Here is a 24,379-nt window from a genome sequence, read left to right as displayed (position 1 = left end):
TTCAAGAGTGATCTCCCGGCCCGTGACGTGCAACCGCGCGTCGATCTACGAACGGCGCGTGGGCTAGTTCCGTACTAGTCGACGGCGGCGGCCGGCTCGCTGTCGTAGCGGCCGTCCAGCTTGGCGACGAGGCCGGTGACCTGCCGGGCGATGTCCGGCGCGGTCAGGCCGATCTCCGCCAGGATCTCCTTGCGGAGGGCGTGGTCGAGGAAGCGCTGCGGGATGCCGAAGTCGCGCAGCGGTACGTCGACACCCGCGTCGCGCAGGGCCTGCGAGACGGCGGAGCCCACGCCGCCGGCGCGGCCGTTGTCCTCGACGGTGACGACGACGCGGTGCCGGTCCGCGAGCGGGGCCAGGGCCTCGTCCACGGGCTTGACCCAGCGGGGGTCGACCACGGTCGTGGAGATGCCCTGCTTGTCCAGCAGATCGGCGATCTCCAGGCACATCGGGGCGAGTGCGCCGACCGAGACGAGGAGTACGTCCGGCCGGGTGACCTCGGCGCCCGGGGCGCGCAGCACGTCCATGCCGCCGATCCGGCCGACGGCCGGGACGGCCGGGCCGACGACGCCCTTGGAGAAGCGGACCACGGTCGGGGCGTCCTTGACCTCGACGGCCTCGCGGAGCTGGGCGCGCAGCTGCTCGGCGTCGCGCGGTGCGGCGAGGCGCAGGCCGGGGACGACCTGCAGGATGGACATGTCCCACATGCCGTTGTGGGAGGCGCCGTCGTCGCCGGTGACACCGGCGCGGTCCAGGACGAAGGTGACGCCGCACTTGTGCAGGGCGACGTCCATCAGGACCTGGTCGAAGGCGCGGTTGAGGAAGGTGGCGTACACCGCGAAGACGGGGTGGACGCCGCCGGTGGCGAGGCCGGCCGCGGAGGTCGCGCCGTGCTGCTCGGCGATGCCGACGTCGTAGATGCGGTCCGGGAAGGCCTCGGCGAACTTGTTGAGGCCGACCGGGTGGAGCATGGCCGCGGTGATGCCGACGATGTCCGGGCGCTCGTGGCCGATCTTGACCATCTCGTCGGCGAAGACGGAGGTCCAGCTGGCGGCGGCGGTCTTGACCGGCAGGCCGGTGTCCGGGTGGATCACGCCGACGGCGTGGAAACGGTCCGCCTCGTGCTCCAGGGCCGGGGTGTAGCCCCGGCCCTTCTGGGTGAGGCAGTGCACGATGACCGGGCCGCTGAAGCGCTTGGCGCGCTGCAGGGCGGACTCCAGGGCCTCGATGTCGTGGCCGTCGATGGGCCCGATGTACTTGAGCCCGAGGTCCTCGAACATGCCCTGCGGGGCGATGAAGTCCTTGAGGCCCTTCTTGGCGCCGTGCAGGGTCTCGAAGAGCGGCTTCCCGACGACCGGGGTGCGCTCCAGGATCTCCTTGCCACGGGCCAGGAAGCGCTCGTAGCCGTCCGTGGTGCGCAGGGTCGCCAGGTGGTTCGCGAGGCCGCCGATGGTGGGGCCGTAGGAGCGCTCGTTGTCGTTGACGACGATGACCAGCGGGCGGTCCTTGGCGGCGGCGATGTTGTTCAGCGCCTCCCAGGCCATGCCGCCGGTCAGCGCGCCGTCGCCGATGACGGCGGCGACGTGGTGGTCCTCGCGGCCCAGCACCTCGTTGGCCTTGGCGAGGCCGTCGGCCCAGCCGAGCACGGTGGAGGCGTGCGAGTTCTCGATCACGTCGTGGTCGGACTCGGCGCGCGAGGGGTAGCCGGACAGGCCGTTCTTGGTGCGCAGGCCGGCGAAGTCCTGGCGGCCCGTGAGCAGCTTGTGGACGTAGGCCTGGTGGCCGGTGTCGAAGAGGACCTTGTCCTTGGGCGATTCGAAGACCCGGTGCAGGGCGATCGTCAGTTCGACCACGCCGAGGTTGGGGCCGAGGTGCCCGCCGGTCTTGGAGACGGCGTCGACGAGGAAGGACCTGATCTCTGCCGCGAGCTGGATCAGCTCCTCCTGGCTGAGCCGGTCCAGATCGCGCGGTCCCTTGATGCGGGTCAGCAGCACCCGTGCCTCCTTGCAGTTGCTTGCTGGTCTGTCGAGTCTAATGTTCCGCCCCCGGGCACGGTCATCGGGCCGTCCCGAGGGAGTCACACCTTTGTCATACATGTACGCACGACCTGACGGCCACACATCACATACGGGCGTATACCCGCACATGAGTACCTCGTACATGCACGCACAGATGCCCGGCGCCACGAGAAGTGGCGCCGGGCACTGTGACCGGTCTTACCGCCGGAGGTCACTCCGGCGGGCGGTCGGACGCACGGTCAGGCGCGTCCGGCCGTCTTCTGGGTCTTGCGCGTCACCGAGTCGATCACCACGGTCGCCAGCAGCACCGCGCCGGTGATCATGTACTGGATCGGCGTCGCGATGCCTTCCAGAGCCAGACCGTACTGGATCGAGACGATGACCATGACGCCGAGGAGGGCGTTCCAGGTCCGGCCCCGGCCGCCGAAGAGGCTGGTGCCGCCGATGACGGCCGCCGCGATGACGTTCATCAGCAGGTCGCCGGCGCCGGCGCTCTGGTTGGCCGCCGCGATCTTGGAGGCCCAGAACAGGCCGCCGATGGCGGCGAAGGTGCTGGAGATCGCGAAGACGGTGATGCGGATCCGGGTGACGTTGATGCCCGCGCGGCGGGAGGCCTCGACGCTGCCGCCCAGTGCGAAGACGTTCCGTCCGAAGGTCGTGCGGCGCAGCAGGAAGTCCGTGACGACCAGGGCCAGCAGGAAGAGCACCACCGCGAGCGGCAGGCCCTTGTACTGGTTGAACAGCACGGCGGGACCGAAGGCGCACAGCGCGAGCAGGCCGGTGCGCAGCAGGATCTCGGTGAGGGGCCGCGAGGGCATCCCCGCCGCCTCACGGCGCCTCGCGTCGAGGAAGGCCGCGAGGAAGTAGCCGGCCACCGCGAGCGCGGCCAGACCGTAGGCGACGGCCACGTCCGAGAAGAAGTACGTGGTCAGCTGGCCGACCACACCGTCGGAGTCGATGTTGATCGTGCCGTTGCTGCCGAGGATCTGCAGCATCGCGCCGAGCCAGAAGAGCAGGCCCGACAGGGTGACGGCGAAGGCCGGGGCGCCGACCTTGGCGAAGAAGAAGCCGTGGATGCAGCCGATCAGGGCGCCTCCCACGACGGCCGCGACGATGGCCAGCCATTCGTTCACGCCGTGGGTGACGGCGAGGACGGCGACGATCGCACCCGACACACCGCTGACCGAGCCGACCGAGAGGTCGATCTCACCGAGCAGCAGCACGAAGATGATGCCGATGGCGATCATGCCGGTGCCGGTCATCGTGATCGCGATGTTGGTCAGGTTCTCCGGGGAGAGGAAGTTCGAGTTCAGCCCCTGGAAGATCGACCAGATGACGATCAGGCCGATGACGACCGGGAGGGAGCCCAGGTCGCCGGCCTTCATCTTGCGCTTGAACTCGCCCACGTACCCGGCGAGGCCCTCCTCGCGGACGAGCAGGCGGGGGTCCACGGCCGGGATCGCGTCGTGCGCGGCCGCGGGGTTGACCGGGTCGACGTGCTCCTGCTGGTCGACCGAGCCCTTGTCCAGTGGACCGGTGGCAGGGTTCTGGGTGCTCACTTGCCGGCCTCCGAGGTGCGGGCCGCCCGGCGGGTCACGGCGTTGTCCGTGGCACCGGTGATGGCGGAGATGATCTCTTCCTGCGAGGTGTCGGCGACGTTGAAGACACCGTTGTTGCGGCCCAGCCGCAGAACCGCCACCTTGTCGGCGACGGCCTTCACATCGGCCATGTTGTGGCTGATGAGGATGACGGCGTGGCCGCGCTCACGCAGCCGCTCCACCAGGTCGAGGACCTGTGCGGTCTGCTCGACGCCGAGGGCGGCGGTGGGCTCGTCGAGGATGACGAGCTGGGGCTCGCCCAGCATGGAACGCGCGATCGCCACGGTCTGGCGCTGGCCGCCGGACAGGGACGCGATGGGAATCCGGACGCTGGGGATCCGGATGGACAGGGTGGTCAGGAGCTCGCGGGCGCGCCGCTCCATCTCCACCTCGTCGAGGACGCCGAACTTCTTGAGCTCCCGGCCGAGGAAGAGGTTGCCGACGACATCGATGTTGTCGCACAGCGCCAGGTCCTGGTAGACCGTCGCGATGCCCAGGTTCTGGGCGTCGTGGGGCTTGCCGATGGAAACCGGGCGCCCCTCCCACTCGATGACTCCGTCATCGATGGGGTGCACGCCGGCGATCGTCTTGACCAGCGTGGACTTGCCGGCACCGTTGTCGCCGACCAGGGCGACCACTTCACCGGAGTGGATCTCGAGTTCTACGTCGGTCAGGGCCTGAACGGCGCCGAACCGCTTCGAGACCCCTCGCAACGCCAGCACGGGCGCAGCGGACACATGAACCATCTCCTTCGCCGCCTGACCGGCGGGGATGTCGTGCAGAAGAGCAGGAGCGGGGCGAATGGGGGAACGTTTCTGCCCGGCGCCCCGCCGGGTGGCGGGGAGAGAGGGGCGGGGCGCCGGTCAGGTACGTGGGGCCGCCTCGGGGAGAGGCGGCGGGGGCCGCTACTTCAGGCCGGCCGCGGCGCAGGCCGCCGCGTACTTGTCGGTGCAGATCTCGTCCACCGAGTAGACGCCGTCCTTGACGACGGTGTCCTTGATGTTGGCCTTGGTCAGCGAGACGACCGGGATCAGGACCGAGGGGACGCCCTTGGCGGTCGGGCTGTCGACCGTGGACGTGGTGCCCTCGGGCTTGCCGCCCTTGGCGAGGGCGACGGCCATCTTCGCCGCGGCCTCGGCCTCGGGGGCGTACGGCTTGTAGACGCTCATGAACTGCTCACCCGCGACGATCCGCTGCACACCGGCGAGCTCGGCGTCCTGGCCGGTGACCGGCGGCAGGGGGGAGACGCCGGCGGCCTTGAGGGCGGTGATGATGCCGCCGGCCATGCCGTCGTTGGCGGAGTAGACGCCGATGACCTTGTCCTTGCCGAGCGCGGAGAGCGCGGCCGCCATGTTGGTGTTGGCGTTCTCCGGCTTCCACTCGACGGTGTCGTACTCCTTGCCGACGTTCACCTTGCCGTCGAGCTCGGAGTGCGCACCGGACTTGAAGAGCTTGGCGTTCGGGTCGGTGACCGAACCGTTCATCATGACGATCTGGCCGTCCTTGGCCTTGTCGCCCAGCGCCTCCAGGAGGGCCTTGCCCTGGACCTTGCCGACCTCTTCGTTGTCGAAGGAGGTGTACGCGTCGATCGGGCCCTCGGCCAGGCGGTCGTAGGAGACGACCGGGATGCCGGCGTCCTTGGCCTTCTTGACCGAGCCGGCGATGGCCTTGGAGTCCACCGCGTCGATGATCAGGACGTCCACCTTGTTGGTGATCATCGTGTCGACCTGGGAGTTCTGCGTGGTCGCGTCCTGCTTGGCGTTGGCGTAGACGACCTCGCCCTTGCCGCCGGTGAGCTCGGCGACCTTCTTCTCGATCAGCGGCTTGTCGAACTTCTCGTAACGCGCGGTCTGGTTCTCCGGCAGGAGCAGACCGACCTTGATCGCATCGCCCTTGGCAGCGCCGGAGGACGCCTTCGTCGTGTCGCCGGCCTCCTTCGCACTGCCACAGGCGGCGAGCGAAACGGCCATGGCACCAGCGGCGACAGCTACGGCGGCTCTGCGCATACGCGTGTTCATTACTTGAACCTCCCTGACGAGGCCGCAGCGGCGCGGCCGAGGTGGATGTGAGTCAACCCCGGCCGCGTTTTGCCGTCAAGGAGTGAATTCTTAACGAGATGACAACGGTGCCATTCGTTATCTACCTGAAGACAAGACGGCTGGAGCTCGCACTCCACTTCCATGATCTGACAAAAGTGTCGAATCGCCCATCTCGCTGAGGACGAGCGCCAGTGCGCCCAGGACCTCGGCCCGTCCGCCCAGGTTGCCCGTGAGCACCGACAACTGCCGGGCCGCGCTGGGGATCGCGTACCTCCCCACCGATTCGCGGATGGGGGCGAGGACCAGTTCGCCCGCCTCCGCCAGCGAGCCGCCCAGCACCACCCGGCTGGGGTTCAGGAGGTTGCACAGACTGGCCACGCCGCTGCCGATGTGCCGGCCCACGTCCGTGATCACCCGGCGGCAGCCCGGGTCCCCCTCCCTGGCCAGTTCGACCACCCGCTCCATCGTCAACTCCGGGCCGTGCGTGCCCTGGAGCAGCGGCAGCACGTACCGGGCGGCCGCGAAGGTCTCCAGGCAGCCGCGGTTGCCGCAGCGGCAGACCGGGCCCGATTCGTCCAGGGTGATGTGCCCGATCTCCCCCGCCGTGCCACCGGGTCCGCGGTAGATCTGGCCGTTGATCACGAGGCCCGCGCCGACGCCGCTGGCCACCTTGATGTAGGCCAGGTCCTTCACCCCCCGCCCGCTCCCCCAAACGAGTTCACCGAGGGCGCCGAGGTTCGCGTCGTTGTCCACGTACACGGGCACCCCGAGGCGCTGCGAGAGCTCCTGGCGGGGGTTGATGCCCGCCCAGCCCGGCAGGATCGCGGTCGAGCCCAGGGTCCCGGACTCCACGTCGATCGGGCCGGGCACGCCGAGCCCGACGCCGATCACCTTCTCCAGCCCCACGCCGATGTCCGCGATCAGCCGTCCGACCAGGGCCTCCGCCCGGTCGAAGCCGTCCGCCCAGGACGCGTCGACGTCCAGGGGCTCGGACTCCTCGGCGAGCACCTGGTGGGCCAGGTTCCCCACCGCCACCCGCAGATGGGTGTGGCCGAAGTCGACGCCGATCACGATCCCCGCGTCCCCGCTGAGCGAGACGCTGCGCGCCCGGCGGCCGCCGGCCGAGGTGTCGGTGACCTCGACGGTCCCGCCGTCCTTCAGCTCCCGGACGATGTTGGAGACCGTGGCCGCCGACAGTCCGGTGGCGCGGGCGATCTCCGCCTGGGTCAGCGATCCCGCGAGCCGCACCGCCCGCACGACCCGTTCGAGATTCGCGCGGTGCAGCGACGACTGCGATCCGGGAGTCTGCACGACTCATCCACTCCTGCCCATTAGCGACGGCGAGCCGTCGCCCCCCGGCCGGGGGCGCGTCACGGCTTCACGCTCCGAGACCCCGGCATCTCTCCAACTTGTGAACCTTAAGTCGAGCCTTTGCGCATCCAGACGTCAAGAGGCTGACGCGGCATGAAACGGCCGCTACTGACCTAAAGGGGGAGAGAAGCGGCTCCCTGGTTCGTGTTACGGTCGCTGGGACGCCGATCATCTGTGGCCTTTCCGGCCGGATCGGGCGTTTCGTAATGACCGCGCTGCGCAAGGAGGTGTTCGGGATGAGTCCCGATCGAAGTCCTTGCAGCGCTCTCGTCGGCTGACCTTGTGACCGGCTGACCTTTCCCTGCGTACGCACGGCAGCGGTGGACCGCTGTGCCCGTGCGCGCTCGCGTTGCTGCGCGTTCTTCCTTCCACACTCCCTTCCTTCCGCATGCCCTGCCAACTCCGCCGGGCGTGCGTCATCCATGCCCGTCGGCGTGCCCGCGGCCCATCGTGGTCCCCGCACGCCGCACCCCGATCACTCCACGTGACCGCGCGGCTCCGTGCTGCCCGGACACCGTGGAGGGAGGTATTCGTCATGACCATGCTCACCCCCCGTACCCCGGCCACGCTGGCACCGCCGGGCCCCTCCCGCCGCGAGCGCAGGGCCGCCGAGCTCCAGGCCCGGACCCGGCTCGTCGGCGAGCGCCTCGCCGGGATCAGCGCCCGCCCGGGCGTCCAGGTCCTGCAGGAGGTGGACACCTCCACGGCCGGCCTCACCGCCGCCGAAGCCGCGCTGCGCCTGGAGCGGCACGGCTCCAACACCGTCGCCCACGAGCGCGCCCCCCGCTGGTACCTCCAGCTGGTGAAGGCGTACGGGAACCCGTTCATCGCCGTCCTGGTCTTCCTGGCGGCGGTCATGTACTGGCAGGACCCCGGGGATCCGGGCGTCGTCATCCTCTCCGTGATGGTGGGGATCAGCGGTCTGCTGCGCTTCTGGCAGGAGTTCCGCTCGGGCCGCGCCGCCGACGCGCTCAGGAAGCTCGTCACCACCACCTGCGCGGTGCAGCGCCGGGCCGGCAGCGGCTGCGCGCCCACCACGTTCGAGGTGCCCATGGACCAGGTGGTGCCGGGCGACGTGGTCAGGCTGGCGGCCGGCGACCTGATCCCGGCCGACCTGCGGATCGTCACGGCCAAGGACCTGGGCGTCAGCCAGGCCGCGCTGTCCGGCGAGTCCCTGCCGGTGGCCAAGGCCGACACGCGGGCGCCGGACCTCGGCCAGCAGGAGACCTCCGACCCCGTGGACGCCGACAACCTGGCCCTGATGGGCACCTCGGTCACCTCGGGCACCGCCACCGGGATCGTGGTCGCCACCGGCGCCGACACCTACTTCGGCTCGATGGCCGGCTCGCTCGTCGGTGAGCGCCCTCGGACCAACTTCGACACGGGTGTGCGCAAGGTCAGCTTCCTGCTGATCCGCTTCATGCTGGTCATGGTCCCCGTCGTCTTCATGGTCAACGGCCTGACCAAGGGCGACTGGGACGAGGCCTTCCTCTTCGGCGTCGCCGTCGCCGTAGGGCTGACCCCCGAGATGCTGCCGATGGTGGTCTCCGCCAACCTGGCGCGCGGCGCGGTCGCCATGTCCCGGCGCAAGGTCGTCGTCAAGCGGCTCGACGCGATCCAGAACCTGGGCGCGATGGACGTGCTCTGCACGGACAAGACCGGCACCCTCACCGAGGACCGGATCGTCCTGGACCGCTACCTGGACGTGCACGGGGACGAGGACGACGAGGTGCTGGAGTACGGCTACCTCAACTCGCGTTTCCAGACCGGCCTGCGGAACCTGATGGACCAGGCGGTCATCGACCGCGTGGACGAGGCCGAGGAGGTTGTCGTCGACGCACGGTTCTCGATGGTCGACGAGATCCCCTTCGACTTCGCCCGGCGCCGGATGTCCGTGGTCCTGGACCGCAACTCCGTGGTCGGCGACTTCGGCCGCCACGAGCACATCATGATCACCAAGGGCGCCGTGGAGGAGGTCCTGGACCGGTGCACCCACATGAGGGACCGCGGTCAGGGGGCCCACCCGGCCGAAGGCTCGGGGACGGTCGAGCTGACCGAGCAGCTGCGGCGGCAGGTCACCCGGATCGCCGAGGACAACAACCGCCGTGGCCTGCGGGTCCTCGCCGTCGCCACCCGCACGATGGACAGCCCGCGCGAGACCTACACGGTCGCCGACGAGGACGGTCTCACGCTGGTCGGCTTCCTCGCCTTCCTCGACCCGCCGAAGGCCGACGCCGCCCGGGCCCTGACGGGCCTCGCCGACAAGGGCATCGCGGTCAAGGTCGTCACCGGCGACAACGAGCTCGTCGCCGCCCGGGTCTGCGCCGACGTCGGCATCGACGTCGGACAGGTCGTGCTCGGCCCCGGGACCGACGCCCTCGACGACACCGAACTGCGCGCGCTGGCCGCCCGTACGACGGTCTTCGCCAAGGTCAACCCGGTCCAGAAGGCCCGGATCGTCCGGGCCCTGCAGGCCGGCGGACACACCGTCGGGTTCCTCGGCGACGGCATCAACGACGCCGCCGCGCTGCGCGACGCCGATGTCGGCATCTCGGTGGACACCGCCGTGGACATCGCCAAGGAGTCGGCCGACATCATCCTGCTGGAGAAGGACCTGACCGTCCTGGAGCAGGGCGTCGTCCAGGGCCGGACCACCTTCGGCAACACGATCAAGTACATCAAGATGACCGCGTCGTCGAACTTCGGCAACGTCTTCTCGGTCCTGGTGGCGAGCGCCTTCATCCCCTTCCAGCCGATGCTCGCGATCATGCTGCTGGTCCAGAACCTGGTCTACGACCTCGCGCAGCTGGCCACCCCGTGGGACCGGATGGACGAGGAGTACCTGCGCGAGCCCCGCAACTGGGACGCCAGGGGCATCGGCCGCTTCATGGTCACCATCGGTCCGATCAGCTCGGTCTTCGACATCGCGATGTTCCTGATCATGTGGCACGTCTTCGCGGCGGACAGCGAGGCGAGCCAGTCCCTCTTCCAGTCCGGCTGGTTCGTCGAGGGCCTGCTCTCCCAGACCCTGATCGTCCACATGATCCGCACCCGGAAGATCCCCTTCGTCCAGTCCCGCGCCTCCCGGCCGGTGATGGTGGCGACCGTCCTCGCGGTCCTGACGGGGCTCTGGCTGCCCTTCTCGCCGCTGGCTCCCGCGCTGGGCTTCGTGGCCCTGCCGGCGGGCTACTTCCCGTGGCTGATCGGCGTGCTGCTCGCGTACTGCACGCTGACCCAGCTCGTGAAGACCTGGTACGTCCGCCGCTTCGGCACCTGGCTGTAGGGGCCCGCCGGAGGAGGCCCGAAGAATGAATTGAACACGTTCAGCCCGGCTGGCAGTATGGACGCGGGACGCCGCCGGCCGGGCCGGCGCGTTCGTCCGTCGTGCGACGAGGGGGGATCGAGCGTGCGTCAGAAACGTTCGTACGGGCTGGTCGTCGTGGTCTCGACACTGGTGGGATGCCTGGAGGTCGCGCTGACCGTCGTGGTGGTCGTGCTGTACGTGCAGACGCAGCCGCCGCCCGACAGGGGCCCGGACTGGGTCGAGATCGGGGCGGACCTGGTCGCCACCGCGCCCCTCATCGGCGTCATCTCCTTCCTGCTGTCGCTGGTCTTCGTCCTGCCGGCGGTCGCGCTGGCCGACCTCCTCGGCCGATGGCTCGGCAGGCACGCTGCCTGGTGGTCGGCGCCGCTGATCGTGGCGGCCCTGCTGACGCCGCCCGTCTTCGGCTACGCGGCGTACAACGACACGCAGACGCGGGCCACGCTGCTCTTCTGGGTCTCGGCCACGGCCTCGCTCTCGGCGGGCGCGCTGATCGCCCTGCCCCGGGACGACCGGCTGCTGGGGCGGGTGGCGCGGTGGGGCACGGGTGCGGTGGTGGGGACGGGGCTGTTCGGCGCGCTCGGGCTGGCCGTCGGTCTGCTGCCCGCGTACGAGCCGCCGGCCATCGAACCGCAGACCATGATCGGCCTCTGGAACGACCGCATGGGCCACGACCTGGTCTTCACCTCGGACGGCCGGGTCACCGGCACGTTCCCGGGCTGCTCGGGCTCCGGGACCTGGGTCTACGAGGGCGGCCGGGACGTCTGGACGCAGAAGGTCCGCGTCGACATCCCCGGGTGCACCTTGCCCGTGTGGGACGTCGGCGGCACCGCCGAGGAGCCCCGGATCCTCCAGCGCATCGGCGACCCGGATTCCGGAACGCTCTTCAGGCTGGACAAGGCCCCCGACGGCTCCTGGCCCCGGGGCTCTACTTCAAGGTAGCCGAGGTGAGACCCGCCTGGATCTGCCGCTGGAAGGAGAGGTAGACCGCCAGCATGGGGATGATCGCGATGGTGGCGCCGGCGAACAGCACCGGCAGGTCCGTCTCGTAGCCCATCTGGTACTGGAGCTGGATGAGCCCCTGCGTGAGCATGTAGCGCTCCGGCTCGCCGCTCGTCTGCGGCTGCATCAGCACGGCGGGCAGGATGTACTGGTTCCACTGGCCCAGGACGTTGAAGATCCCGACGCTGATCAGGCCGGGCTTGGCCATGGGCAGCATCACCTGGAAGAAGATCCGGGTGTCGGAGGCCCCGTCGATGACCGCCGCCTCGTGTATCGCCGTGGGCAGCGTCCGGAAGAAGGAGTGCATGAAGAAGACGGTGAACGGCATCGAGTAGGCGACGTACACCAGGATCAGGCCCTGATAGGTGTTCAGCATGTCGAAGCGCTTGACCATGAAGAACAGCGGTACGAGCGCCAGGAACACCGGGAACATCGCCCCGCTGACGAAGAAGTAGTAGATGACCCTGTTGCCCGTGAAGGGGTAGCGGGCCAGAACGTACGCGGCCATCGAGCCGAGCAGCATCGTCAGCGGGACCGAGAACACCAGCACGATGAGGGTGTTGGCGAAGTAGCCGCCGATGCCCTTCTCCCAGGCCCGGCCGAAGGCGTCGAAGTGCCAGTTGCCGGGCCAGCTCAGGGCCGAGCCGCCGATCTGCGCGTCCGTCTTGAAGGAGCCGAGCGCGAGCCAGATCAGGGGCAGGACGATCATTATCGCCCAGAGGATGAGGAAGCCGTGCGAGAAGACGTTGAGCACCATGCCCTCGGAGTCCCGCTTGCGCCGCTCCCCCGGACGGCCGGAGCCGCCCGTCCGCTCCGCGGCGTCCTCACCCGGAGCCTTGATCACTGTGGTCTGTGCAGCCATCGTGGAACTCCGCTCAGAACTCGATGCGCTCGCGGCGGGTGGCGCGCAGCGTGACGATGGAGAGGATCATGGTCAGGGCGAGCATGACCACGCCCATGGCGCAGGCGTAACCGCTCTTGCCGAAGTAGAGGAAGTTGCGCATCAGCACCGTCGACATGACCTCGCTGTGGTGGTCGGGTCCGCCGCCGAACTGACCGGAGGTCATGGTCGACACCAGCACGAACATGTCCATCGCGGCGATGCCCAGGTAGACCGCGGAGGTCTGCACGGAGTCCCACAGCAGGGGCAGCGTGACCTTGAAGAAGGTCTGGGCGCGCCCGGCGCCGTCGAGCAGCGCCGCCTCGTAGATGTCCTTGGGTACGGACTGCATGGCCGCCGAGAACAGGACGAGGTAGAAGCCGACCCCGTGCCAGACGACCACGAACAGCAGGGCCCACAGGACGAAGTCGGGCTCGTTGAGCCATTCGACCGGGTGCTGCGCGTCGATCAGGCCGATCCTGGTGAGGAAGCCGTTGAGCAGGCCGCCCTCGTCGCTGCGGTAGATCGCGCCGAAGAGCACGGAGAGGATGGCGAGGGAGAGCACCTGCGGGAAGAAGTAGACGACCTTGTAGACGCGTGATCCGCCGACGCCCCGCACCCCGCCGGCCCCGCTGCGCCCTCCCGCGTTCACCATGAAGGCGAAGAAGAGGGCGAGCAGGATGGTGACGACCGGGACGAACACCAGGAGCAGCAGGTTGTGCCAGAGGGCGCCGCGGAAGACCTCGTCCTTCAGCAACGTCGCGTAGTTGTCCGTGCCGACGAAGTCGAACGTCGGGGACTGGCCGCTCCAGTTGGTGAAGGAGTAGCCGAACGTCTGTACGTACGGCCAGATGACGAAGGTCAGGTACAGCGCGAGAGGCGCGACGAGGAAGCCGGTGATGAAACCGGCCCGCCCCTTGCTCCGGGCTACTTGGCTCATGGTGTCCGTCCCCGCGATGTCAGACGCGCTTGTTGTTCTTGGCGTTCGGGTCCTTGGCGGCCTTGTCCACCGCGGCCTGGGCCCGCTTGATCCACTCCTTCGGCTGGATCCGCTGGGCCATCAGTTCATTGGACGCGTTCTGGATCTCGCTGTCCATCTCGCTGTACCAGTCGGGGTAGCGGTAGCTGAAGGTGTTGCCGCCCGCCGCCTTGAGCGCGTCCACCGCCGACTGGGTGCCCGGCCGCAGCTTGACGCTCGGGTCCACGCCGTCCTTGACGACGGTGAGCGAGTTGGCCTGCTGGGCGAAGATCGTCGACCACTCGCGGGACAGCATGGAGCGGAGGAACTCCAGGCCCGCGGCCTTGTTGGCGGCCTTCTCCGGGACGATGAAGGGCTCGTCGACGCCGGCCCGGACGGCCTCGAAGGGCAGCTTGCTGTCGGCGAGCAGCGGCATCGGCAGGAACTTCATGTCGAAGTCCTCCGGGGTCTGCTTGAGCTGCTCGTTCTCCAGCCAGGAGCCGGAGGGGATGAAGGCGGCCTTGTACTGGTTCCACGCGGTCTGGGACTCCGTGTGGGTGAGGCCGTTGGTGCCCGGCATCAGCAGGCCCTTCTCGACCACCTCGTAGACCGCCTCGACGGCGGCGAGGGCGGCCGGGTTGCCCTCGAAGGCGTTCGGCTCCAGGTTGTCGATCGCCTTCATGGCCTCCAGACCGCCCTTCTTGGCGATCAGGTCCATGATGACGACGTTGATGTAGTACGGAAACTTGCCCTGGTGGGCGAGGCCGCCGATGCCGGCCTCCTTGGCCTGGGTGCAGACGGCCAGGAACTCGTCCCAGGTCTTCGGCGGCGTCCAGCCCTTCTCCTTGAAGAGCTTGCCGGAGTACCAGAACCCGAACACGGCGTAGACGTACTTCAGCACGACGAACTTGCCGCCCTGCAGGCCTTGTTCGTAGGCGCCTTCGACCAGGGTGTCGCGCACCTTCTTGCTCGGGTCGTCGAGGGAGGGCGCGTCGAGCACGGCGGTGAGGTCGGCGAGCTGGTTGCCCTTGGCGAGCACGTCCAGCTTGATCTGCTGTGCGCCGGAGTCGTCCACGACGTCCGGCGGGTTGCCGCCGTTGAAGCGCGGCTGGAGCTTGGCGGTGATCTCCTGCGTGCCCAGGTGGGAGCTGGTGGTGCCCCACTTCTTGTCGAAGGCGGCCTCCCAGGCCTTCGCGTAGTCGTCGCCGAACCCGCCCTTGAAGACGACGACGTCCAGCTTGCCGCCCTTCCCGACGCCGAAGGGGTTCTCCTTGGTCACCGGCGCCTTGGCCGGGCCCTTCGTGGAGGTCTCCTCGCCGCCGGAGGCGCAGGCGGACAGGAAGCTCATCGTCGGTACCGTGATCAGTCCGAGTGCGGCCGAGCGCTTGATCAGGTCGCGGCGTCCGAGGCCCTCACCAGTGGATCCCATGCTCATGTCCTCGCCTTCGTCAGAAGTGTGAAGGAGGCCGGAGATTCACGGTGGTCGCCGTGCATGCGGACATCACCACAGGTCCCCGCCCGTCCCCCGGCCCGGAGCCACTCGTCTCGCGGTGATCCGGACGGGCACAGGTATAGTCCACTCCCGCTCGTGTGAGCAAGATCATGCACATTTATGGCCACCAGTTTTTCCGAGTTGAGACCTGTCCGTCACATGGACACGCCGCCGGACAAGCGGAAGGGCCGTACCCCCTTTGACGGGGATACGGCCCTCTTGGCGCCGATGCCTGGCTCAGCCGCGGATGAGGTTCCGGAGCACGAACTGCATGATGCCGCCGTTGCGGTAGTAGTCCGCCTCACCCGGCGTGTCGATGCGGACGACCGCGTCGAACTCCACACCGGTGTCGGTGGTGACCTTGACCGTGCGCGGGGTGGTGCCGTTGTTCAGCTCCTCCACGCCGGTGAAGGCGAAGGTCTCCTCGCCGGTCAGACCCAGGGAGGCCGCGGTGACACCCTCCGGGAACTGCAGCGGGAGGACGCCCATGCCGATCAGGTTCGAGCGGTGGATGCGCTCGTAGGACTCGGCGATGACGGCCTTGACGCCGAGCAGCGCGGTGCCCTTGGCCGCCCAGTCGCGGGACGAGCCGGAGCCGTACTCCTTGCCCGCCAGGATGACCAGCGGGATGCCGGCGGCCTGGTAGTTCTGCGAGGCGTCGTAGATGAAGGAGACCGGCGCGCCGTCGACCGTGAAGTCGCGGGTGAAGCCGCCCTCGGTGCCCGGCGCGATCTGGTTGCGCAGGCGGATGTTGGCGAAGGTACCGCGGATCATGACCTCGTGGTTGCCGCGGCGGGAACCGTACGAGTTGAAGTCGCGGCGCTCGACGCCGTGCTCGGTGAGGTACTTGCCGGCCGGGGTGTCGGCCTTGATCGCACCGGCCGGGGAGATGTGGTCGGTGGTGACCGAGTCGCCCAGCTTCGCCAGCACGCGCGCGCCGGCGATGTCGGAGACCGGGGTGGTCTCCATGGTCATGCCCTCGAAGTAGGGGGGCTTGCGGACGTAGGTCGACTGCGGGTCCCACTCGAAGGTGTTGCCCGTCGGGATCGACAGCGCCTGCCACTGGGCGTCGCCCGCGAAGACGTCCTGGTAGGACTTGCTGAACATGTCCTCGCCGATGGCGTTCGCCACGACGTCGTTGACCTCGGCCTCGGAGGGCCAGATGTCCGCGAGGAAGACCGGCTTGCCGTCGGTGTCGGTGCCCAGGGCGTCCTTGGTGATGTCCACCTTCATGGAGCCCGCGATGGCGTACGCGACGACCAGCGGCGGGGAGGCCAGGTAGTTCATCTTGACGTCGGGGTTGATGCGGCCCTCGAAGTTGCGGTTGCCCGAGAGCACCGAGGTGACCGCGAGGTCGGCCTCGTTGATCGCCTTCGAGATCTCCTCGTCCAGCGGACCGGAGTTGCCGATGCAGGTGGTGCAGCCGTACCCGACGAGGTTGAAGCCCATCTTGTCGAGGTACGGGGTCAGGCCGGCCTTGTCGAAGTAGTCGGTGACGACCTTCGAGCCCGGGGCCAGGGTGGTCTTGACCCACGGCTTGCGGGTCAGGCCCTTCTCGGCCGCCTTCTTGGCCACGAGCGCCGCGGCGACCATGACGTAGGGGTTCGAGGTGTTGGTGCAGGAGGTGATCGCGGCCACGGTGACGGCGCCGTGGTCGATCTCGAAGGAGGTGCCGTCGGCCAGGGTCACCAGGGTGGGCTTGGTGGGCACACCGTTGGAGGACGCCGGGGCGTCGGACGCCGGGAAGGACTCCTTGCCGGCCTCCTCGTCGTCGGATACGTAGTTGCGTACGTCGACGGCGAACTGCTCGGCGGCGTTGGCCAGGACGATGCGGTCCTGCGGGCGCTTCGGGCCGGCGATGGAGGGGACGACCGTGGAGAGGTCGAGCTCCAGCTTCTCGGAGAAGTCCGGCTCGGCGGCCGGGTCCAGCCACAGGCCCTGCTCCTTGGCGTACGCCTCGACGAGCGCGACCTGCTGGGCGTCGCGGCCGGTCAGGCGCAGGTACTTCAGGGTCTCGTCGTCGATCGGGAAGATCGCGGCGGTGGAGCCGAACTCCGGCGACATGTTGCCGATGGTGGCGCGGTTCGCGAGGGAGGTGGCGGCGACGCCCTCACCGTAGAACTCGACGAACTTGCCGACGACGCCGTGCTTGCGCAGCATCTCGGTGATGGTCAGCACCAGGTCGGTGGCGGTGGTGCCGGTCGGCAGCTCGCCGGTCAGCTTGAAGCCGACGACGCGCGGGATCAGCATGGAGACCGGCTGGCCGAGCATCGCGGCCTCGGCCTCGATGCCGCCGACGCCCCAGCCCAGCACGCCGAGGCCGTTGACCATGGTCGTGTGCGAGTCGGTGCCGACGAGGGTGTCGGGGTACGCCTGGCCGTTTCGGACCATGACCGTGCGGGCCAGGTGCTCGATGTTGACCTGGTGGACGATGCCGGTGCCCGGGGGGACGACCTTGAAGTCGTCGAAGGCGGTCTGGCCCCAGCGCAGGAACTGGTAGCGCTCCTTGTTGCGGCCGTACTCCAGCTCGACGTTCTGCGCGAAGGCGTCCTTCGTGCCGAACTTGTCGGCGATGACCGAGTGGTCGATGACCATCTCGGCGGGCGAGAGCGGGTTGATCTTCGCCGGGTCGCCGCCGAGGGCCTTGACGGCCTCACGCATGGTGGCGAGGTCCACCACGCAGGGGACGCCGGTGAAGTCCTGCATGATCACGCGGGCCGGCGTGAACTGGATCTCCTCGCTGGGCTGGGCCTGCGAGTCCCAGTTGCCGAGCGACCGGATGTGGTCGGCGGTGATGTTCGCGCCGTCCTCGGTACGAAGCAGGTTCTCCAGCAGGACCTTCAGGCTGTAGGGAAGGCGGGCGGAGCCCTCGACCTTGTCCAGCTTGAAGATCTCGTACGACTCGTCGCCCACCTGCAGCGTGCTGCGGGCGTCGAAGCTGTTCGCCGACACGACAGTCTCCTTCATGCATGAATTCGCGCGTATTACCGCAATCCTGCCGCCACGCCCCTTGGCCAATCCGCTAAGGTAGGGCTAAGTTAGGTAACCCTTACCTGCGGGGGCGGCTGCGGTACGCCTTCGGCAGATATCTCGATGTCGAGATAACTCTAGTACATGTCCGGGGGGAGGGACGAGGCGCGCACCCTCAGTCCTGCCGGGACCGTCAGCTGACCAGGCGATTCCGCATGCCCGGATTCGATCAGGTTGACCAGGACGGACACCGCCGAAGCGGCGATCCGCTCCGGATTCAGAGTGACGGTGGTCACGGCGGGTTCGGTCGCGCCGTACGCCGGATCCTCGCTCGCGCAGACCAGCAGCAGACCCGCGCCGTGCCCTGAGCGCGCGGGCGCGCCGGGTGCGCCAGGTGTGCCGGGCACGTCGGGTGCGCCGGGTGCGCCGGGTGTGCCGGGCACGTCGGGTGCGCCGCGTCCGCCGGGTATGCGGAGTCCGTGGCGCGCGGCGGCCGCCAGCACCTGCCGGCCTCCCGGGTCGTACACGCAGTACACGGCGTCCGGGCGGTCCGGCCCGGTGAAGGCGGCGTCGAAGGCGTGCCCCGCCGTGTCCTGCGGATCGAAGGGGACCAGGAGCGGAGCCAGGCCGCGCTCGGCGCACCACTGTTCGTAGGCCGCGGTGACGGCCCCGGTGTAGAACTCCCGGCCGTAGCCCGAGTGCAGTGCTATCCGCCGGGCCCCGGACGCGGCGAGGTGGTCGAGCACCTCCCGGGTGGTGGAGGTGTGGTCGTTGTCCACCCACACGTCCCCCGGCCAGGGGTCGGGCGGCCGTCCGTCGAAGACCACCGGCAGGCCCCGCGCCCGCAGGGCCCGCAGCACCGGGTCGCCGGCGGGGCTGTCGAGCAGCAGCATCCCGTCCACGGCGAGGGTGTGCCACAGCGGCTCGGCGCCCCGGTCGGCGGGCAGGGTGGTCAGGGCGTACCCGTGCGCGTGCGCCGCCGAGGTCGCGGCGGTGATCAGGCGGGAGAAGTAGGCGATCCCGACGAAGTCCCAGGCGTCCCCCGCGTAGGTGGTGACCGCGACGCCGAGGCTGCGGGTGCGCGGGCCGCGGCGGGCTCCGTAGCCGAGCGCGCCCGCCACCTCGCGGACCCGGCGCCGGGTGGACTCGCCGAGGCGGCCGGTGCCGTTGAGCGCGTGGGAGACGGTCGCGGTGGAGACCTCGGCGGCACGCGCGATGTCGGCGAGGGTCGGTCCCGGCGCGGGTGGGTGCTCTGGCACGCGGCCATCGTACGGATTTCGTCGCCGGAGGCGGCTTCTGGTTAAGCGGTTAATCAAACAGTGTCCTGGCCACACCGACCTTTGGAGTGGGCATGACGTCTTCTTCGCACCTTTCCCGCCGGGGACTCCTCGCCGCCGCCGGGATCACCGGAGTCGCCGGGGCCGCGGGCCTGCTCGGGGCCTCCCCGGCCGCGGCCTCCCCGGCGCCCCCGGCCTCTTCCTCCACCGGGCGCGGTTCGGCGGCCCTGGTGGTCCACGACGCCTCGGTGTTCACCGGGACCGGCACCCGGGCGCGCGTCGAGGCCGTCGCGGTCGGCCGGGACGGCAGGATCCTGGCCACCGGGACGAACGCGGCGCTGCGCCGGTACGTGGGCCGGGACACCGAGGTCGTCGACGCCCGGGGCAACACGGTCATGAGCGGCATCCACGACGGCCACGTCCACCCGCTGGGCGCGGGCGAGCGCTCCCTGTCCCCGTCACTGGAGGGCGCGGAGACCACCCTCGCCGAGCTCCAGGGGATCCTGACCGGCTTCCTCGCCGACACGGGCGGCGCGGGCGCGGAACCCGACCGCTGGCTGGTGGTCGAGGACTGGAACCCGGTCGGGCTGCTCCCCGTGGGCACCGCCCCCCACCACACGATGCTGGACGCGCTCCCGACCCGTCGGCCGATCGCCCTCGTCGGCGGCGACGGGCACAACCTGTGGGCCAACCAGCGGGCCCTGGACATCGCCGGGATCACGGCGGCGACGCCCGACCCGGTCGGCGGCAAGGTGGTCAAGGGCGCGGACGGACGGCCGACGGGCGTCCTCAAGGACGACGCCCAGGCCCTGGTCCGGCGGCACGTACCGGAGCCCACCCGGGCCGACCTGGTCGCGGCGTGCGCCGAGGTGCTGGAGCTGGCGGCCGCCTCCGGGGTCACGACGATGATGGACGCACTGGTGGGGCGGCACGAACTGGAGCTCTACCAGGCCCTGTCGGCGGCGGGCAGGCTGCCGCAGCGGATCGTCCCGGCGATCCGGCTGGAGGCGGAGCAGACCAAGGATCCGGCGGCGTCACTGGCGTACGCGCGCGGCCTGCGCCGGGAGTTCGAGGGCGTGCGGGGGCTGCGGTTCGGGATGGTCAAGGTGTTCCTGGACGGGGTGATCGAGTATCCGGCGCAGACCGCCGCGCTGCTGAAGCCCTACCTCGACGGCAACGGCAGGCCGACCGGCAACCGGGGCGAGCTCTACACCTCCGCGGCGGACTACGGGCGGCTGGCCGCCGCCTTCAACCGGGCGGGCTGGCAGATGCACGCGCACGGGCTCGGCGACCGTGCGGTACGCACCGCTCTGGACGGGTACGCGTACGCCAAGCGGGTGACGGGCCTGCGGGACGCCCGCAACGCGGTGGCGCACCTGCAGCTCGTCGACCCGGCCGACCTGCGGCGTTTCGCGCAGCTGGGAGTCACGGCGTGCATGCAGCTCCAGTGGGCGGCGAAGGACACCTGGACGATGGAGGCACTGCTTCCGTACATCGGGCCCGAGCGGCACCGGTGGATGTACCCGGCGCGCAGCCTGGAGAAGGCGGGGGCGCGGCTGTCGGGCGGCTCCGACTGGCCGGTGGACGCCCTCCAGGTGTGGAACCAGCTGCGGACCGCGGTCGACCGCCAGGGCGCCTTCGGGGAGGGGCCGCTGTACCGCGAACTGGAGGGGCTCGGCCGGGACTCGGTCCTGCGGATGCACACGTCGGGGACGGCGTGGCAACTGCGCCAGGAGGAGCTCACGGGCACGGTGGAACCGGGCAGGGCGGCGGACCTGGTGCTGCTGGACCGGGACGTGACGCGCTGCCCTGTGGCGGACATCAGCGGGACGGGGGTACGGATGACCCTGGTCGGCGGCCGGGTGGTGCACGACGCGGACTCGGCGTCGGGGAAGGCCGCCTCGGCGCGGGTGGCGGGCGCCGCCTCGGGCCCGCGGCCGGCCTCGTACGCGACGGTGCACGCCGGGGGGCGCCACCACGCCTGCAAGCACTGAGCGGGGCGCCTGCGGCAGCCTCGGCCGCTGTCGGGCTCGGCTCTGTCGGGTTCGGCCGCTGTGGGGTTCGGCGTCTGTCGGGCTCGGCGCTGTGGGGCTCGGTCCTGTCGGGCGCGGCCGCTGTCGGGCTCGGCCCGCCGCTTCGCCGCCGCGGGGCTCAGCCCGCCGCGAGGCCGTGGCGGGCGGCCCAGGAGTTGAGGGCGGCGGCGATCTCCTCGGGCCGGTCCTCGGGGCAGAGGTGGGCGGCCGGGCCGCAGTACTCGGTCTCCAGTGCCGAGACGTTCTCCTCGCACCAGGCGACCGTCTCGGGGCCGGTCATCAGGGCCGGTGAGCCGTCGAAGGTGAGCAGCAGCTTGGGCACGTCCGGGCTGTCGGACAGCCAGGCGTCGTACTTCTCGACGACGGCGTGCACGTCGGCCGGATCGCCGTCGATCGGCAGCGAGCGGGCCCACCGCAGCAGGGGGCGCCTGCTCTCTGGGGTCGGGTAGGGGGCGGCGTAGACGGCGTGGTCCGCCTCGCTCATCGGGTTCAGCACCGTCTGCCGGATGCTGTCCTCGATGAAGATGTTGCGGTCCAGGACCATCTCCTCCCCCAGGCCCGGGGTGCGGATCGCCTCGAACCGGGCCCGCGCGGCGGGCGGGTACTGCGCCCAGCCCAGCGGCCGCACGATCGTCTCCATGAAGGCGATGCCGCGGACCCGCCCGGGGTGGCGGGCGGCCCGGTGGAAGGCGAGCGCCCCGCCCCAGTCCTGGCCGACCAGCACCACCTCGTCGAGCCCGAGGGCGTCGAACCACGCATCCAGGTAGCGGGCGTGGTCCTCGAAGCGGTACTCGCCGCCCGGCTTTCCGGAGCGGCCCATCCCGATGAGGTCCGGGGCCAGGACCCGGACACCGCCCCCGATCCGGGGCAGGACGCCCCGCCAGAGGTGGGAGGAGGTCGGGTTGCCGTGCAGGAAGACGAACGGGACGCTGCCGGGCCGGGTGCCGGCGGCTCCGTGGTCCTCGTAGTACATCGTCGAGTCGAGTACGTCGATCGTGGGCATGGGAACCCCTCCGGTAATCGTTGGTGCACCGAACGTTCGTGACGCAAACGAAACTATATCGTTCGTGCCACTAACGCAATGGGTAACATCGCTCCATGACCCCGGAAGAGAACGGCCCCCTCGTCCCCGCACGGCTGCGCGAACTCCCCAGCCGACTGCTGGGGCAGGCCAACACCCAGGCGCAGCGGATCGTGACCGACGGCCTGAGCGGGGCAGATGCCCACAAATGGCACTACGCGGCCCTGGTCGCCCTGGAGGAGTCCGGTCCGGCGAGCCAGGCCACCCTCAGCGCCCGTACCGGCATCCACCGCAGCGACCTGGTCGCCGTCATCAACGAACTCGCCGCACGCGAACTGGTGGAGCGGACCCCCGACCCCGAGGACCGCAGGCGAAACGTCATCACCCTCACACCGCCCGGCCGGCGGCAGCTGCGCAGACTGGAGCAGATCCTCGCCGCAGCCCAGGACGAACTGCTGGCTCCGCTGTCCGCCGGGGAGCGGGAGCAGCTCACCTCCCTGCTGGGCCGGATCGTCGGCCATCACGCGCACGGAGACCCGGCCGTGAGGCCTGATGGACGGTAAGTTCCACTCAATTCACCCATTTGCCGCACCCGGCGGAGGGTTCATCTCATATCTGAGATAGCGTGCCCCCATGGCAGACGACTACCTCGTACGTATCGGCAGGCTCATCCGTGACGCCCGGCAGCACCGGGGCTGGACACAGAGTCAGCTCGCCGACGCCCTCGGCACCAGCCAGAGCGCAGTGAACCGGATCGAGCGCGGCAACCAGAACATCAGCCTTGAGATGATCGCCCGAATCGGCGAAGCGCTCGACAGCGAGATCGTCTCCCTGGGCTACGCCGGCCCGATGCACCTGCGCGTGGTGGGCGGCCGCCGTCTGTCCGGCGCCATCGACGTCAAGACCAGCAAGAACGCGTGTGTCGCCCTGCTCTGCGCCTCGTTGCTCAACAAGGGCCGTACGGTGCTGCGCCGAGTGGCCCGCATCGAAGAGGTCTACCGTCTCCTGGAGGTCCTCAACTCCATCGGTGTCCGCACCCGTTGGATCAACGACGGCGTGGACCTGGAGCTGATCCCGCCGGCCCGCCTCGACATGGAGGCCATGGACGCGGACGCGGCCCGCCGGACCCGGAGCATCATCATGTTCCTGGGCCCGCTGCTGCACCGGATGGAGACGTTCCGTCTGCCCTACGCGGGCGGCTGCGACCTCGGCACGCGCACCATCGAGCCGCACATGATCGCCCTGCGCCGCTTCGGCCTGGACATCACCGCGACCGAGGGCATCTACCACGCGAAGGTCGTCCCCGGGATCTCCCCCGACCGCCCGATCGTGCTGACCGAGCGCGGGGACACCGTCACCGAGAACGCCCTGCTGGCCGCGGCCCGGCACGACGGCGTGACCGTCATCCGCAACGCCTCCTCCAACTACATGGTCCAGGACCTGTGCTTCTTCCTGGAGGCCCTGGGCGTCCGGGTCGACGGCGTCGGCACCACCACGCTCACCGTCCACGGTGTCCCGAGCATCGACGTGGACGTGGACTACTCCCCCTCCGAGGACCCGGTCGAGGCGATGAGCCTGCTCGCCGCCGCGGTCGTCACGGAGTCGGAGCTCACCATCCGCCGGGTGCCGATCGAGTTCATGGAGATCGAGCTCGCGGTCCTGGAGGAGATGGGCCTGGACCACGACCGCTCGGCGGAGTACACCGCCGACAACGGCCGCACCCGCCTGGTCGACCTCACGGTCCGCCCCTCGAAGCTCGAAGCCCCGATCGACAAGATCCACCCGATGCCGTTCCCCGGGCTCAACATCGACAACGTGCCGTTCTTCGCGGCCATCGCCGCCGTGGCGCAGGGCCAGACCCTGATCCACGACTGGGTGTACGACAACCGGGCCATCTACCTGACGGACCTGAACCGCCTCGGCGGCCGCCTCCAGCTCCTCGACCCCCACCGCGTCCTGGTGGAGGGCCCCACGCGCTGGCGCGCGGCGGAGATGATGTGCCCGCCGGCCCTGCGCCCGGCGGTGGTGGTCCTCCTGGCGATGATGGCGGCGGAGGGCACCTCGGTGCTGCGCAACGTCTACGTCATCAACCGCGGCTACGAGGAACTGGCCGAGCGCCTCAACTCGGTGGGCGCCCAGATCGAGATCTTCCGCGACATCTAGACCCATGGAAAAACAGGGATCAATCAGGGCATAACTCTAAGCCTTGAAAACAGGCCCCTGACCTGCGGAAATAGCTTCCATAGCCCATCGACGCCTTCCGTCGCCTTGCGCAAGAAGCGTGCTGCGCGAGGGCGTTCGGTTGACGCTCCGCCAGGTGCGCAGCAGCACACCACCGAGGCCCCGTCACTCTTCACGGAGAGCGATGGGGCCTCAGTGTTTTCATGCGCGCTTGTCCAGA

The 24,379-nt window shown here is 69.7% G+C and carries 16 protein-coding genes; 5 read left to right on the top strand and 11 right to left on the bottom strand.

What is annotated here, in order from left to right; all coding sequences use genetic code 11:
- Positions 1–74: 74 nt before the first annotated feature.
- The 5 genes from dxs to DEJ51_RS26070 all read right to left on the bottom strand — a co-directional run bounded on the left by dxs (position 75) and on the right by DEJ51_RS26070 (position 6,963).
- Positions 75–1,991, bottom strand: coding sequence for a 1-deoxy-D-xylulose-5-phosphate synthase (gene dxs / locus DEJ51_RS26090; protein ID WP_150260039.1), 1,917 nt, complete (start codon positions 1,989–1,991; stop codon positions 75–77).
- Positions 1,992–2,254: 263 nt separating this feature from the next.
- A complete protein-coding gene (locus tag DEJ51_RS26085) occupies positions 2,255–3,544 on the bottom strand; it encodes a sugar ABC transporter permease (protein WP_150262157.1) in 1,290 nt (429 codons plus the stop codon).
- A 26-nt stretch (positions 3,545–3,570) separates the two neighbouring features.
- Positions 3,571–4,359, bottom strand: coding sequence for an ATP-binding cassette domain-containing protein (locus DEJ51_RS26080; protein ID WP_030036503.1), 789 nt, complete (start codon positions 4,357–4,359; stop codon positions 3,571–3,573).
- Between the two features lie 159 nt (positions 4,360–4,518).
- Entirely contained in the window at positions 4,519–5,631 is a 1,113-nt protein-coding gene (locus DEJ51_RS26075; protein WP_190620642.1) for a sugar ABC transporter substrate-binding protein, read from the bottom strand.
- Between the two features lie 117 nt (positions 5,632–5,748).
- The gene (locus DEJ51_RS26070; protein WP_030008678.1) at positions 5,749–6,963 is read right to left on the bottom strand and encodes an ROK family transcriptional regulator; all 1,215 of its coding nucleotides are present in this window, start codon (positions 6,961–6,963) and stop codon (positions 5,749–5,751) included.
- Between the two features lie 595 nt (positions 6,964–7,558).
- Here DEJ51_RS26070 and mgtA point away from each other — a divergent pair.
- Positions 7,559–10,306 (top strand): magnesium-translocating P-type ATPase, encoded by a 2,748-nt coding sequence (gene mgtA, locus DEJ51_RS26065; RefSeq protein ID WP_150260037.1) that lies wholly within the window; start codon positions 7,559–7,561, stop codon positions 10,304–10,306.
- 123 nt (positions 10,307–10,429) lie between these two features.
- Positions 10,430–11,287, top strand: coding sequence for a hypothetical protein (locus DEJ51_RS26060; protein WP_150260036.1), 858 nt, complete (start codon positions 10,430–10,432; stop codon positions 11,285–11,287).
- Here DEJ51_RS26060 and DEJ51_RS26055 read toward each other — a convergent pair.
- From DEJ51_RS26055 to DEJ51_RS26035, 5 genes are all read right to left on the bottom strand, one after another.
- A complete protein-coding gene (locus tag DEJ51_RS26055; protein ID WP_150260035.1) occupies positions 11,274–12,209 on the bottom strand; it encodes a carbohydrate ABC transporter permease in 936 nt (311 codons plus the stop codon). The two genes, DEJ51_RS26060 and DEJ51_RS26055, sit on opposite strands and share 14 nt — an antisense overlap.
- 13 nt (positions 12,210–12,222) lie before the next feature.
- Positions 12,223–13,167, bottom strand: a complete 945-nt coding sequence (locus tag DEJ51_RS26050; RefSeq protein WP_150260034.1) for a carbohydrate ABC transporter permease — start codon at positions 13,165–13,167, stop codon at positions 12,223–12,225.
- Between the two features lie 19 nt (positions 13,168–13,186).
- On the bottom strand, positions 13,187–14,614 hold the full coding sequence (gene ngcE, locus DEJ51_RS26045) for an N-acetylglucosamine/diacetylchitobiose ABC transporter substrate-binding protein (protein ID WP_411757352.1): 1,428 nt from the start codon (positions 14,612–14,614) through the stop codon (positions 13,187–13,189).
- Between the two features lie 300 nt (positions 14,615–14,914).
- Positions 14,915–17,629: an aconitate hydratase AcnA gene (acnA, locus tag DEJ51_RS26040; RefSeq protein ID WP_150262156.1), complete on the bottom strand. Its 2,715-nt coding sequence runs from the start codon at positions 17,627–17,629 to the stop codon at positions 14,915–14,917.
- Positions 17,630–17,784: 155 nt separating this feature from the next.
- The gene (locus DEJ51_RS26035; protein ID WP_150260032.1) at positions 17,785–18,906 is read right to left on the bottom strand and encodes a LacI family DNA-binding transcriptional regulator; all 1,122 of its coding nucleotides are present in this window, start codon (positions 18,904–18,906) and stop codon (positions 17,785–17,787) included.
- A 92-nt stretch (positions 18,907–18,998) separates the two neighbouring features.
- On the opposite strand from DEJ51_RS26035, the gene DEJ51_RS26030 reads away from it, so the two are divergent.
- On the top strand, positions 18,999–20,918 hold the full coding sequence (locus DEJ51_RS26030) for an amidohydrolase (RefSeq protein WP_223835967.1): 1,920 nt from the start codon (positions 18,999–19,001) through the stop codon (positions 20,916–20,918).
- Positions 20,919–21,075: 157 nt separating this feature from the next.
- On the opposite strand, the gene DEJ51_RS26025 is transcribed toward DEJ51_RS26030, so the two are convergent.
- Entirely contained in the window at positions 21,076–21,960 is an 885-nt protein-coding gene (locus DEJ51_RS26025) for a haloalkane dehalogenase (protein WP_150260031.1), read from the bottom strand.
- Between the two features lie 95 nt (positions 21,961–22,055).
- Between DEJ51_RS26025 and DEJ51_RS26020 the strand changes: the two genes are divergently transcribed.
- On the top strand, positions 22,056–22,541 hold the full coding sequence (locus DEJ51_RS26020) for a MarR family winged helix-turn-helix transcriptional regulator (RefSeq protein WP_150260030.1): 486 nt from the start codon (positions 22,056–22,058) through the stop codon (positions 22,539–22,541).
- A 70-nt stretch (positions 22,542–22,611) separates the two neighbouring features.
- On the top strand, positions 22,612–24,141 hold the full coding sequence (locus DEJ51_RS26015; RefSeq protein WP_150260029.1) for a helix-turn-helix domain-containing protein: 1,530 nt from the start codon (positions 22,612–22,614) through the stop codon (positions 24,139–24,141).
- Positions 24,142–24,379 lie beyond the last annotated feature (238 nt).

It is taken from the genome of Streptomyces venezuelae (assembly GCF_008642275.1).
Taxonomy (GTDB): domain Bacteria; phylum Actinomycetota; class Actinomycetes; order Streptomycetales; family Streptomycetaceae; genus Streptomyces; species Streptomyces venezuelae_E.
Note: the sequence above shows the minus strand (reverse complement) of the source record. Positions and strands in the feature narration are given on the sequence as shown.

Coding starts and splice junctions, on each gene's coding strand:
- DEJ51_RS26030 (WP_223835967.1), top strand. CDS start 18,999: ATGACGTCTTCTTCGCACCTTTCCCGCCGGGGACTCCTCGCCGCCGCC.
- DEJ51_RS26075 (WP_190620642.1), bottom strand. CDS start 5,631: ATGAACACGCGTATGCGCAGAGCCGCCGTAGCTGTCGCCGCTGGTGCC.
- DEJ51_RS26050 (WP_150260034.1), bottom strand. CDS start 13,167: ATGAGCCAAGTAGCCCGGAGCAAGGGGCGGGCCGGTTTCATCACCGGC.
- DEJ51_RS26080 (WP_030036503.1), bottom strand. CDS start 4,359: ATGGTTCATGTGTCCGCTGCGCCCGTGCTGGCGTTGCGAGGGGTCTCG.
- DEJ51_RS26055 (WP_150260035.1), bottom strand. CDS start 12,209: ATGGCTGCACAGACCACAGTGATCAAGGCTCCGGGTGAGGACGCCGCG.
- DEJ51_RS26020 (WP_150260030.1), top strand. CDS start 22,056: ATGACCCCGGAAGAGAACGGCCCCCTCGTCCCCGCACGGCTGCGCGAA.
- DEJ51_RS26025 (WP_150260031.1), bottom strand. CDS start 21,960: ATGCCCACGATCGACGTACTCGACTCGACGATGTACTACGAGGACCAC.
- mgtA (WP_150260037.1), top strand. CDS start 7,559: ATGACCATGCTCACCCCCCGTACCCCGGCCACGCTGGCACCGCCGGGC.
- ngcE (WP_411757352.1), bottom strand. CDS start 14,614: ATGGGATCCACTGGTGAGGGCCTCGGACGCCGCGACCTGATCAAGCGC.
- DEJ51_RS26015 (WP_150260029.1), top strand. CDS start 22,612: ATGGCAGACGACTACCTCGTACGTATCGGCAGGCTCATCCGTGACGCC.